This is a genomic window from Parabacteroides sp. PH5-46 (assembly GCF_029892785.1).
In the GTDB taxonomy this organism is placed as follows: Bacteria; Bacteroidota; Bacteroidia; order Bacteroidales; family Tannerellaceae; genus DFXE01.
Map to the genome: position 1 here is coordinate 115,288 of NZ_JARXXA010000008.1, position 13,422 is coordinate 128,709.

Annotated in this window: 8 protein-coding genes; 1 reads left to right on the plus strand and 7 read right to left on the minus strand. The window is 44.0% G+C overall.

The annotated features are described in order from the left end of the window. Positions 1-12 precede the first annotated feature (12 nt). Both M2470_RS10240 and M2470_RS10245 read right to left on the minus strand, forming a co-directional pair. Positions 13-3,228 (minus strand): TonB-dependent receptor, encoded by a 3,216-nt coding sequence (locus tag M2470_RS10240; protein WP_280744907.1) that lies wholly within the window; start codon positions 3,226-3,228, stop codon positions 13-15. 213 nt (positions 3,229-3,441) lie between these two features. Beyond that, entirely contained in the window at positions 3,442-4,464 is a 1,023-nt protein-coding gene (locus M2470_RS10245; protein WP_280744906.1) for a FecR domain-containing protein, read from the minus strand. A gap of 472 nt (positions 4,465-4,936) precedes the next feature. Between M2470_RS10245 and tnpA the strand changes: the two genes are divergently transcribed. After that, positions 4,937-5,401, plus strand: coding sequence for an IS200/IS605 family transposase (gene tnpA / locus M2470_RS10250; protein ID WP_280744905.1), 465 nt, complete (start codon positions 4,937-4,939; stop codon positions 5,399-5,401). A gap of 162 nt (positions 5,402-5,563) precedes the next feature. Here tnpA and M2470_RS10255 read toward each other — a convergent pair whose 3' ends face one another. The 5 genes from M2470_RS10255 to M2470_RS10275 all read right to left on the minus strand — a co-directional run bounded on the left by M2470_RS10255 (position 5,564) and on the right by M2470_RS10275 (position 13,196). Beyond that, positions 5,564-6,151 carry an RNA polymerase sigma-70 factor gene (locus tag M2470_RS10255; RefSeq protein ID WP_280744904.1) on the minus strand — a complete coding sequence of 196 codons (588 nt, stop codon included), beginning with the start codon at positions 6,149-6,151 and terminating at the stop codon, positions 5,564-5,566. Between the two features lie 20 nt (positions 6,152-6,171). Further along, complete coding sequence (locus M2470_RS10260; RefSeq protein WP_280744903.1) at positions 6,172-8,511, minus strand: beta-galactosidase; 2,340 nt, start codon at positions 8,509-8,511, stop codon at positions 6,172-6,174. Between the two features lie 115 nt (positions 8,512-8,626). Beyond that, positions 8,627-9,355, minus strand: a complete 729-nt coding sequence (locus M2470_RS10265; protein ID WP_280744902.1) for an energy transducer TonB — start codon at positions 9,353-9,355, stop codon at positions 8,627-8,629. Continuing rightward, the gene (locus M2470_RS10270; RefSeq protein ID WP_280744901.1) at positions 9,352-9,918 is read right to left on the minus strand and encodes a sigma-70 family RNA polymerase sigma factor; all 567 of its coding nucleotides are present in this window, start codon (positions 9,916-9,918) and stop codon (positions 9,352-9,354) included. Before M2470_RS10270 ends, M2470_RS10265 begins: the two co-directional genes overlap by 4 nt. A gap of 35 nt (positions 9,919-9,953) precedes the next feature. Then, positions 9,954-13,196: a sugar-binding domain-containing protein gene (locus tag M2470_RS10275; RefSeq protein WP_280744900.1), complete on the minus strand. Its 3,243-nt coding sequence runs from the start codon at positions 13,194-13,196 to the stop codon at positions 9,954-9,956. Positions 13,197-13,422: the final 226 nt, after the last annotated feature.

A 13,422-nucleotide genomic window follows, 5' to 3' on the forward strand; every position in this document is an offset into this window, starting at 1 on the left:
TTAATTAATAAGTTAGAAAGTTAGATTCACACCAAAAGTAAATGAACGTACATTGGGGTACTGGTCTCTATTGTCGTATCCGGGAGCTAATCCGGAACGTGATACTTCCGGATCGGTTCCTTTGTATCCGGTAATCGTAAGTGTGTTCAGGCTCGATACATAGAAGCGACAGGTTTGCAGGTATTTGATGCCTGTATTCCGTAGCGTGTAACCTAATGTGATGTTATCGATCTTCCAATGGTCGCCGTTTTCCACATAATAACTGTTAAACTCTCCCGGAATGGAGGAGTCGAGCGGACGTTTGCCGAATACCTTGTCGGCTGCCGACTTCAGACGGTTCCAGTCTTGGCGATTGTTGTTCTCGTAGAACATGCGAGCCGAGTTGATGATCTGATAGTCGAAGGCTCCGCGCATGGTGATGAACAAATCGAAGTTCTTATATGTAAAGCTGTTGTTCCAGCCGGCATAATACTTAGGAAGTCCGTTTCCGATTACTTTCTTGTCTTCAAAGGAGTGGGAGAAGTCGTCGTAAGCTACGGCATTGCCGTCACGATCTTCATAGACCCACTTGCCATCGTCGCTAATGTCGATCACTTTATATCCGTAGAACTGACCAATGGGCTCGCCAACCTTTACAATATGCGACTCCACTTTGACGGGTTCTTGTATCCAACCGGTCATGATATAGTCGGTAGAGGTCTGGTAGAGCTCATTCGATAAACTCTTCAGCTTATTGGTATTGGTGGAGAAGGTAACGGTAGAGGACCAGTTGAAATCCTTGTTGCGAACCGGTACGAAGTTCAACAACACTTCCACACCCTTGTTGCTCATCTCGCCCACATTAGCGTGTGTTCTATTGAATACGTTGGGAGGAGATGGTACAGCGTAGTCGTACAACAGACCATCGATGTTGCGCACATAATAGTCGATGCTACCACCAATGCGTCCTTTCAGGATGCTGAAGTCTAAACCGACGTTCGTTTCTTTCTTTTCTTCCCATCTCAGATTGGGATTAGGGTTCCGCGAAGGAGATAAAGACTGTATCCATTTACCGTCGGAATAATAGTAGCTTCCGTAGCTCAATGTCGACACACCGAGGAATGAATTGCTGGGGAGACTACCCGTAACTCCGTAACCGGCACGGAACTTCAGGTCGTTGAAGATATCCTGTCCTTGCATGAATTCTTCTTCAGTAATTCTCCATCCTACGGATACAGAAGGGAATGTACCCCAGGGATTCTTTGTATTTACCAGCTGACTTCCTGCCTCGTGACGAAGGCTGGCCATCAAAAGATAGCGATTCTTATAAGCATAGGACAGACGTCCGAAGAAACCGATCAGATTGCTTTCCAAACGGTAGCTGTACATGGTACCCAAGCCGTCTTTCTGTGCATTTCCCATACCGATGTTGTTATAACTGTAGATATCGGTTGGGAAGTCATAGTTTCTCTCGTACTGATTGCTGTAATCTTTTCCCTGGTAGCTGTAACCGGCCAGGACGGAGAAGTTATGTCCGCTGATTTCTTTCTGATACTGAGCTGTCAGCTCCATTAGCTTCGTCATGTCGGTAGAGGCACCTATTGCGGCATATCCATTCCTTCCGTCGCGCAAGTTGGAGGCATGTTGTTTGGTTTCGTAATATCCTCCGTAACTGTGTTTCTTGTCGTAAGAGAAGAGAGCCTTCAATGTTAGGTCGTTGATCGGATTATAAGTGATATTTCCGGTGAAACGAGTCTGGGAAATATCCTGTTTTCCGTCTGTTTCGTACAACTGACTCATGGGGTTTTCATACTCGAAGATCCCTACGTTCTGATACCAGGTTCCGTCTTGCTTCTTGACGGGCTCTGTTGGATTGTGTATCAGTGACTGACGGTAGATGTAGTTGTTGAAGGAACCACCATCGGCAGTGGAGGTATAATCAGTCTGGTTGCCGATGATTGCTACGTTGAGCTTCAACTTGTTGTCGAACATGTTATGGTTCACTTCAGCTCTTCCCTGGAATACATTGTAGTCGGATTTCTTGAAGATACCCTGCATAGAGCGGTAGTTGAGGTTTACAATGTAGTTTGTTTCCATGTTTCCACCTTTCAGGCTGATGTTGTGAACGTGGCTGAAAGGGGTACGTGTAATTTCGTCTAACCAATCGGTGGTGGCTCCCAGATCCCAGGCTGCGTCGCGTGTGCCATCGGCAATTTGCTGACGATAGTCGGCGGCATCACACATTTCCAGCTTTTTGGCAATCGTAGATGTGCTTATGTAGCCGCTGTATTCTACTTGGTTGATTTTATCACCTTTAGCCTTTTTTGTGGTGATCATGATAACACCGTTCGTACCGCGTGTACCGTAGATAGCAGCAGCCGAGCCGTCTTTCAGAACGTCTATGCTTTCGATGTCTTCCGGCGCTACAGTTTTGAAGTCGCCCGGTACACCGTCTATTAAGATCAGCGGATTGGCACTGGTTCCTGCGATTGTTGTGTTACCGCGTAACAAGATTTCCGTGTCTCCGGCCGGATTACCGTTCGGGTTGGTAATCGTCAGACCGGCTACCTGTCCCATGATCAGCTGTCCGGCATCTTTTACGGCACCTTTCAGGAAGCTCTCCTGTTTTACCGATCCTACGGAGCTGGTAACATCGCCCTTGCGCTGCGTACCATAGCCAATCACCACTACTTCGTCGAGTCGTTGATTGTCTTCTTCCAGGGTAACGGACAGGTTGCTTTGATTGCCTACTGCCACCTCTTTGCTCTGATATCCGATATACGAAATAATAAGCACGGCACCAGGTGTAGAAGTGATGCTGAATCCTCCGTCCATATCGGTTATCGTACCGGTGGTAGAGCCTTTCACCATTACGGTAGCTCCGATAAGGGGTTCTCCGAACTGATCAGACACAATACCCGTGATGGTACGTGTGTTCTGCTGGGCGATCATCGCGTTGGGAATAAGGATGATGTTCTTATTCTCTACCTTGTAGGTACAATTCGGCAGCATTTCCGACAATACGTCTTTTATCTGCTTGTTGTTTGCTTTGATGTTTACCCGGCGGTTCATATCCATACTTTCGTCGTTATAGAAGAAAGTAAATTCGCTGTTGTTCTCAATCTCTTTTAAGACTTCCTTTACGGTGGCATTACTCATGTCGAGATTGATACGTGTACTTTGCGCATTCGTTTCAACGGCTGAAACTTTTAACAGCGCGATCGTTAGCAGTAATACAGTGAGTCTCATAACTCGGATGTGTTTTTCGGTTAAGAAATGGCATAGTGTACCATTCCTATAAAAAAAATTCATACTTTTACGTGGGTTTTAAATTAGTATTGTATCTCATTTTTTGCAGAAAATGAGATCGTTAATTGAATCTCCGAATAGGTGGGTGTTGCAGCATCCGCCTATTTTCTTTTTGCTTATCTCTTGTGTTTCATGCAGTATTGTTTTGTAGGGTTAATAAATCACGTACTTATTTTTAGGTATAATTTTCACATTTTCAGGGGTTATTTCATACCGGATGGGTATGATGAGGCTCATGGCATTTAGTATTTCGTCTATGCTTTCACCTCTGATGGTGAACGACATGCGAGTTTTCTCGGCAAAAGTTTTCGGGCAATCAATCGTCAGGTTGTACCATCCCCCCATACTGATCAGGATATCGGATAAGCGGTCGTTGTCAAAGACCAGGCGTTCCTTTATCCAATCTACGTGCAGCCGGGCAGTTGTCTGAGATATGGTAGCTTTGTTACTGCTTCTGTCGTATTCAAATATCTGATCGGGTTTCAGGATAATATCTTTATTGAAGCGCTCTCCGCTCAGCTTTACGCTTCCGTTTAGCAAGACCGTTTCAACCAGGTTTTGCGAGGGGTAGTTAGATATATCAAAGGCTGTACCCAGTACCTCTACGTCAATCAGTCCGGCCTGTACGATAAAGGGTTTTTCTTTGTTTTCGGTTACTTCAAAATAACCTTCTCCTTCTAGTGTAACCAGGCGTTTGTCTTTTCTAAAGGTTTCCGGGTAGGTAAGTTTGCTCTCGGAGTTCAGCCATACAATGCTCCCATCGGGCAATGTGAAGCGTCCTTTGCTTCCTTTGGCAGTGATTAGTTGGTATTGTGTTACAACTTCAGTAGCAGGCGAGAAGCGGGTAGAGAACCAATATCCCATACCTAATAATACCAACAGAACGGCTGCCGCTTGATACCAGCTATTCCATTTACGTTTGGGAGATTTGGAGAGTTTATACTCCTTAAGTATCCGGCTACGCAGACGCTCCAGGGCGATTTCTATGTCGAGTTCATTTTCGGCTACAGCCTCGTAAGAAGAAAGCCAAAGATCCCGTGTGTCGGTAAAATCATTTCTGTTTTCTTCCGAATATTTGAGCCATTGAAGAAGGATAGCTTTCTCCTCCAATGTAGCCGATCCATCCAGATAATGAATGATAATGAGGTTTATATCTGTCGTATTATAATTTTCCATGGTACACTTATCTAATAGTAATACAAAACAAAAAGTGTTTACCCTACCTCTTATTCGATTTTTTTTGAGAAAAAGATTTCAAAAGGAGGGATGATACAGGGGTAGTTATTGTATTTTATTTCTGTTTTTTTAAGCGGAAGTCACAAAGAGGAATTCGTGATGAAAATCAGTAGATTAGATATGTCTTCAAAAAGCACCCATGCGATTTTAGAAAAGTACCCATGCGTTTCATGGATCGCATGCATGCGTTTTAGCAAAAGCATGAGTGCAATTTTGAGGGCTTATTTCTTGTTGTAAAAAATGATGTAAAAAGTATTTTATGGTGTGTAGCACCATCATGTCAATAGGCAGGCGGCGCCAGCCCCTGCGTCCGTGTCGTTTAATATAACAATTCATTATTAGCCCCGATAGGGGGCGACATGTGCGATAATTATGTTATTTTTGCTGCGGAAAGATTTTAAAACCTATAACTATGGCAAATACGTATACTCAAATTTACGTTCAACTTGTATTTACAGTTAAGAATAAGTCTTGTTTGATTAATGAATCATTCAGGGAAGAGGTTCAAAAATATATCAACGGAATTATTGTTGGTAAAAATTGCAAGTTATATGCTATATATGCCAATCCAGATCATGTGCATATTTTGATAAGTATCAAACCGACTACTACAATTTCAGATCTTGTACGAGATATAAAAGCCTGTTCTGCCAAATTTATTAATGAGCGACATTTTATACCCTATCGTTTTCAATGGCAGGAGGGATATGGTTCGTTTTCATATTCACAATCTCAATTAACAAATGTTGTTCATTACATACTTAATCAACCGGAACATCATCGCGAAAAAAGCTTCAAAGAAGAATATCTCCATTTTCTTGAGAAATTCCACATTGACTATGACGAACGTTATCTGTTTGATTGGATTTGTTTATGATACCCAAATACATATCGCTCCTTCGGAGCTAGCATGGGGGCTATGTTGAAATGCAGGGGCTGGCGCCGCCTGCCTATTGACATATAATCGCTATGCGATTTTATAGATAACTATTATATATCTGTTTGGAGAGGAATTATGCAGATAATTGTCTGCAAACAATTATACGCTGGATTGTAGGTAGAGGAGGAAAAGGGTGAGTAATCCTTCTTTGTGGAGGTGGTTTTTTAGTTCGTGGAGGGCTTTGGTGATTTGTTTTTCAACGGCTTTTATGCTGATGCCTAACTGTTCGGCTATTTCTTTGTTTTTGAGCTCGTAACTGCGGCTCAGGATGAAGACTTTCTTGCACTGTGGGGGGAGTGTGTTGATGAATTTGCCGATCTCTGTTTTTAATTCTTTCAGCAATAAGGACTGTTCCTGGTTTTGCATATAGATACTTAGGTAGTCGTCCAGCAAGAGTGATTCGTTGGTGTTTTCTAGGCGTAGCTGTTCCTTTTGTGTCTGATGGCTTAGAGCATTCAAAGAGCGGTTGTAGACAGATTTAAAAAGATAAGACTTAACCACTTCAGGTTTGTCAAAGTAGATGGTATCCCGCTTCGACCATAATTCAAAGAAGACGTCCTGTACAATATCTTCTGCCACCTCTCTGTTATTCACAAAACGAAAGGCATACGCCCTGAGTGGGCGATAATGGCTTCGGAAAAGACTTTCCAAAGCCATTAGCTTATTGGTATCTTCATTTAAGGTCATATAAGGGTTGGACACTTTTTTCAATAAACAAAAGGTGTCATTTTTGCATAAACTTTAAAGTCTTTCACCATGCCGGGGTAGCCGTCTTCCGCGCGTGGCAGGTAACGGAAACCGCTGATTGTTACTTCTTCTCTGAGGTCTATTACTACCTGATGCGGGTATTTATCCTGTCGTGCGGTGCTCCAGTAGGTAGACTCCTGCAGGTCGAATATTTTATCAGCCGTAAAGTTTCCTCCATTTGTTTCTTCGCTGCTGGCATAGGCTATTTGCCAATGCTGACGCGATGAAGGTTTTCCGTTTTCATCCAGCAAGTAGAACTCAGCCAGTGCCGCATTGTTTTTACCGTCTTGTGCATTTAAGCCTTCAAAACAGAAATAGCGGGCTTTGATTGGAGTGTCGAATTTCACTTCTTTCCAGCCATTGCCGGCAGGCAACGTACCCTGAGAAGTTACTTTTTCATGCTGTAGTTTCAAGGCTTGTCCTTCTTTTCGGTGTGTTACCGGTTTCTCTGCCCGAAGCATATCCAGGATCGGTTGGCTAAGCCCTTTGATGCTTGCCTTATTGGGGCCTTTAAGGTCGAGGACGATGATTTCGTTTTCTCCTTCTCTCAGCCAGCAGCCCGGCATGAAGAGTGTTTGCTGAGGACCAATCTCCCAGAAGCGTCCCATGGCTTTTCCGTTTACCCACACCAAGCCTTTTCCCCAGCTTTGCATGTCAAGGAAGGTATCGCCAGTCTTGTCCAGATGGAAGGTGGCACGGTAATAGGCGGGTGCTTCCACCTTGCTTCCGGTAGCGTATTTTTTGTCTTTGGAGAAGGCATAGTCTACCGGGAAGCTGTACACTTTCCAGTTTTTTAGTTCTGTATTTCCGTTTTCGGCTACCAACTCTACTTTTTCGGTAATCCCTTTCCGGTCGTGAATGGCTACATCAAAGTTTACACGTCCCATGGCCTCTACCAGTATATCTAACTGTGTACCCGCTTTCAGCGCCGGAAGTTTCGTACTGTATTCGTCTCGGCGACGGTCCAGACGAGCCAGTAATTTGCCATTGGCATATACCTGAGCCCAATCATGTACCTCTGTAATCCGAAGGCTTGTTCCTTCCTTTACATCAGTTGGTAATGTCGTACGATAGAGAATAGTACCCCATCCCTGATCAAACTGTTCCATCGGTTTGATATCTTCCGACTCTATGGGCTGAGGCAGGTTCTCAAACAAAGGAGCTACCTGTGTAAATGTAATTTCCGGTATTTCAATCACCGGGAGCTGTTCCGGTATCTCGCCCAATGTTTCATCTGCTGAAAGATAGTTGGCCAGCAGCTCGCGGACAGCAAAATACTTGGGAGTTGTCCAGCCGGCTTCGCTGATGGGAGCGTCATAGTCGTATGAGCTACACATGGCAGAGTATGCCGGACTGTTTGCCCCGCCCCAATGGCCGAAGGTTGTTCCTCCATGCGTCATATATAAAGAGAAGGAAATGTTGCGGTCGAGCATATCCCGCATGCCTGTTACCATAGTTTCGGCATCGCGTGTTTCGTGTTTTCTTCCCCAATGGTCGAACCAGCCGCTCCAAAACTCGCTACACATCAGTGGGGTATTGGGGCGAACCTCTTTCAGTTTCTTGAATTGTTCGTCAATGTTGGCTCCTGTACCGAAGTTTACTGTCCATAGCAGGTCGTCCAGGGCATTGTTCAGGAAGTTGGAACTCCAGTCGCATTGGAATAAAGGTACTTCTGTAAAGCCAGCTCCTTTTACGATGTCGCGGATATTGGTTATGTATTCTTTATCAGTGTTATACGAGCCATATTCGTTTTCTACCTGTACCATGATGATATTGCCTCCCCGTGTGATTTGCAGGTCGGCCAACTGTTTGCCGATTTCATTCATAAACAGTTTGGTACGTTCCAGGAAGTAAGGATCGTTGCTACGCAGGGCAATATCTTCTTTTTTAAGCAACCACCAGGGAAGCCCACCCATTTCCCATTCGGAGCAAACGTATGGGCCGGGACGTAGCATAATGTACATATCATATTGCTGCGCCAGGCGGCAGAAAGCGGCAATGTCGTTATTTCCGCTAAAGTTAAACTCACCCGGTTTTTGTTCGTGTATGTTCCAGAAAGCATAGATGCAGATGGTGTTCATACCAAGGGCTTTGCATAGCCGGATACGATGCTCCCAATATTCGGAAGGGATACGTGTATAATGGATTTCTGCCGCTTTAATGACAATAGGTTTCCCGTTTACAAGAAATGTTTTATCCCCGATTTTAAAGCTATTTTCTTTGCCTTGTTTGCTGTTGCATCCGCAGAGTAGAAGGAAGGAAACAAATAAGAAAACTATGGTTTTAACTAAGCGTTTCATAAAGTATAAATTAACAAATGTTAGATTACAGATGTAAAAGTATTAAAAAAACACTTATCTGCGTATAAACATAGATCAATTTTGTACAATTATGTTCTGTTGGGGGGCTAAACCATTAGAAGCGAATGGTTACGTATACTTCTTTGTCGCCGGGTGTCCAGCTGGGACCTTCTTGCACCACACGGATGGCTTCCATATCTACTGTAGGGCAGAGTGATTTTTTTACATCCAGGTTATAAGGCCGTCCTTTGGCGTTGACCTGGAAGGCTACGATTACCTTGCCTTTGGCATTATTGCACTCGTCGAATACGGGATAGAAGATGTTTTCTTCCACATACTCTTCATAGGCTTTTTTACCGGTTACAGGTCGGGGATTTCCGGCTACTTTTATTTCGTTTGTGGGTATGGGTTCGGGAACCGTCAGGGTGCGTGATCTGGCAGACTGTTTAGCCATAGATTGCTCCTGAACGTCCATGTCAGCCGCTTCATTCTCAAACAGAAATTCGTCTGCCGGAGCTTCTTTGGTTACAATATCAATGGTTTGGGCAACCTGGCTTTCTTGTCTGAGAGGGCTGTCTTCCTGTAGCAGAAAATGAGCGCCAAGCCCAATGCAGGCCAGCAGACTGGCTGCTACGCCTATCGTTTGTATGAGTTGGTATTTCTTTTGTGTTTTGCGACTGATCTTTGTCCGGATATCTTCGATACGTTGTGCATGTTTTTCATCCTTTACCTGATCGTAACCTTCCAATGCATCAGCCAGAAAAGGATCTTTCATCGCCTCTTTTTCGATGCGATGTGCCGCTTTCCCTCTACGTTTGCCTTGTATGTAATTCAGAAAATTCATGCTTTATGTTTATCGATACATATCTTTAAATTTCGTTTCCCGTTCTGGATATAACTTTTCACCTGGCTAAGTGTATATCCTGTCACATCGGTGATATCAGCATACGACATTTCATCCATGAAAAAATGTGTAATACTGGTTCGTTGTGCTTCCGGAAGCCTCTCCATACAATGCTTCAAGGCTTCCAGACGCTCTTCATCTTCTTCTTCGCTTAATAGATGCAAAACTTCGTCGGATTCCATAATATTGACTCCAAAATCAACCGTTATTTCCCGACTTTCTTTCCGCAAGATCTGCAGACAGTGGTTTTTAATTACACTGTATATCCAGGTACGAAACAAGCCTATTTCATAATTGGAAACTTTGGGTAGCAGGTCTTCAAAGAGTTGCATAACGGCATCTTGCGACTTATCCGCATCGTGCAAATATTTCAAACAAACTCCGTACAAAAGGGGTATGTATCGATTGTACAACTCACCGAAATAGTCAGTTTTTCCGGAGCTTTTGTAGCTTGCCAGCAGCTCTTCATCGGTTAGTTTCGATATGTTTTTCCTTCCGAACAAGTGTTTGTTTTGAGGCAAATGTAGACAAAATATTCTTATTTCGTCTCCGGATTAACAAAAGCTACTTTCAATAAAGGAAGAAAATCCTTCTTGTTATCGCACTTGAAGAAAGCGCTAAACTCGTCCCGGTCTTCGTTTCCTATTTTGATAACTAATTTGTTCCATCCTTGTAACAGAGGCAACTCTTTGTAGACTATTTCGTTCTTTCCGTCATGAGATACGTTGCTATAGGGCTCATTGTTGATGAACAATTTACGATTCTTTGCTTTCAGCATCAGAGAGAGTTTAGGCATGTTAGGCTCTATCAACAAGTCGTCCAGCGGACGTGGACTGAATACATAGAATTCTAATGCCCATTCCTGGCTGTCTTTTGTCATTTTTTCCTTAGCGGCTACCGGGAAATTCACCTGTTCATCACGTAAGAAGAACACTTCGTTGATGCTGATTTCCGGCTTTTTGTAATTAATTCCTGCGTTTTTCAGAATAGAGCTTAGGGTGTTATACCCTTTCTCCGAATTAGCAAACTCCGTTAATGTGCTCAGGTAGAACGTAGAGGAGCCGTGTTGGTATTTTACAAACACCGGAGTGGCAGCCGTACATTCATATTCGCTACGGATTGTACCGGCAGTTTTGATCTCTTCGGGACGTTTGTTCCATTTGCGCCAATCGGTTTTGCAAGCGTTTAATAACACTTCACCTTCCTCTACTAATAGGCCTTTCAGTGAGTAGTTACAAGCATCCGTTCTTTGAAGTTCGCAGAAATAAAAATCGGAATTATTCAATCCGCGCATCCATGCTTTCTGTACAGGGAGGAAAGACGAACGCTTCAAGGCGTCTAAGGCTACCGGAAGTGGCAGTATTTCATTAAAATCAGCTACAGTTTCCGGCACAAGCCCCCATATCCAGATGTTCGCTCCTTTGCTTATTTGCTTCTGTATTTCCTTTTTAGTGTTTGCAGCTAATGCCTGATTACCATCTACGATATACAGCAAAGAGGCGGGAGTAGTTACTTTAGAGGCGAAGACTACGCCCTGTGCATCCAGAAGTTGTTTTACTTTACTATCCGGATCACCGATAAATACTACTTCTTTATAGTCTTTAGTTGCCGCCGGAGCTTGCTGAGCTTCGTACTGCGCTTTATCAATTACGGCGTAAGGAGACCAGGCAGGTGCTCCCGGAGCATTCACTGCACGTAAGGCAGCGAACATCGGCCATTCCTGATAGAGTGGCAGGGTAGGGTCATAACCTGGATTAAATGTTGTACTGTAAGGCCCCATGCGTTCGGGTTGTACACCTGGGATACCTTCACGATATTCAGCGAAGAAGATACCATCTTTATTGATGTCAGGCGCTTGGGTGATGTCTTTTTTACCGAGTGCTAAGGGCTTCAAAGCATACCATGCCATATTGAAGACTGTACTATATGACGCTCCCATTTTACGTTGTTCGGCTATCAGGTCGTAACTCTCGTTAGCCAAACCCTCCATGCGTCCTTCCTGTGATTCATAAGCACGTTCTCCGTTGTATATAGATACCTGTTCCGGTGTGCCGTAGTACGCCATACTGTGTTCACCGATTCCCCAGGGCTTACCGATGTTAATCCACTCTTTCATAGAGTTGATGTCTCCATAGTGGCCTACTGTTACCGGTAGAATACCGTCGCCATCATCCTCTCCGTCAGAGGAGATCCAGGGGCGGGTAGGGTCATGCAGTTGTACGATATCTCTCCATTCCTCCCATGCCTTTTGTTGGCCGGGTAGTAGGTCCGGACGGTTATATACATGCAGGATAACGGGTTTATTCTCGTTGCTTATACTCCAACCAAAGATGGAAGCATGGTTCCGGTCTCGCAAGACGAAGCGTCTCAAGTGTTCTTTCGATGCTTGCCAGAAGTGTTCAGAGTCTAGTTTCGGCCCACCGTCACTGGCCCAGTTGGCTGTTTCGTTCAGTACACAGATACCCATTTCATCGGCCATGTCCAGATAGAAACGGGGATAAATTTGCGCATGCGGACGTACGGCATTTCCATTCATCTCTTTAATGGCTGTAAACCAAGCCCAGGCGTAACGACGTGTCATTTGCGGAATACCCATGAAGTGCCAGGAGTCGCCATGCAAAGCATAAGGTTTGCCGTTTAGGTATTGTGTAGCCCCCACTAATGTCCATTCGCGCCAGCCAAAGCGTTCGTACTTTGTGTCAACGGTTTGTTTCTTGTCTTTTATAGACAGGAGTAAAGCGTATAGTTTAGGTTGTTCAGGAGTCCAGTATTGCAAGGTGTTTTCATTTACAGCTACCTGTAGCGTTACTTTCTGTGAGGTGTTGGCAGCAACAGATACTTTGGAAGGAGCTATTTGCAATGCTTCCGTGCCGAGCGTCCAGGCTGGAACGGGGGCGGAATGCATGTCGGTTCCTGCGCTATTGATCCATTCACGAACATTCCCTTGCAGTTGTATATCTGCTTTCTGGGCTGTTTTGTTCTGTACAGTTACTTCTATTTCCAATGTATTTTTCGACACCAATGGCTTTATGTATACGTCTTCTATATGTACTTTGGGCATAGCCAGCAGATATACATCCTGCCAGATTCCGTTGATATGGTATCCCCACATAGAACCTGCCGGAACAATGCGGCGGCCAATGGTTGAATTATCTTCAAATAAAGACTGGCAGCGAACACCTACCAGTATTTCTACCGTTTCTCCGGGAGCAACCTTATCCGTAATGTCGAAACTGAAAGGGAGGAACAAATCGAAGTTTTTGCCTATTTTTTCTTTATTTATGTAGACTTCGGAATATCCTGCAACCGCTTCAAAATGAAGCTTAATCTGCTGATCTTTCCAGTTGCCGGGGATAGTGATATTCTTTTTCATCCATGCCATTTTCACTTGTTCCCATTCTTTGGGATAAGAAGGGTAGTTGCGATGGTCGGGGCCTTCCAGATCCCGATTGGCAAAGGAATTTATGTTCCAGGGTGAGGGTATTTTAATGCGTGTCTTATCCCAGTTGCTATCATCCTTCGGCAGTAAGAGTTCGGGAGCTATTCCTTTCCCTCGTTTATAGTCTTTGGGCAAAGAAACGGCTTGGAAATCCCAATAGCCATTCAGGCAAATCTCTTGCCGATGTTCTTTTTCCGTTTTATTTACTAAGCCTTCCTGAGGAGCAAAGGTGTACGGGTAATTCAGTCTCTGATCGTTCGCTACTGTCTGCGCGTTTACCTTTGTAGATTGCAAAGTAAAACCAGCTAGCAGACTGCATAATAGAATTAAATTCTTCTTCATATTTTCAAATTAAAAAACTAGGTTTGTTTATTTCAAATTGCGGTATTATCAAGAGGCAAAGTAAAAAGAACAGTATTAAGAAGGAGGGATAAAAAGGCTTAATCTGGTATTAAAAACGGATTAATAAGTCTTGAAACCCTATTAAAAAGACGTTTTTTGCAGAATTCATGTTGCAGATGTGGAAAAAATATCAGCCGGTTTATGGAATCCGACAGGCAAAGTATAT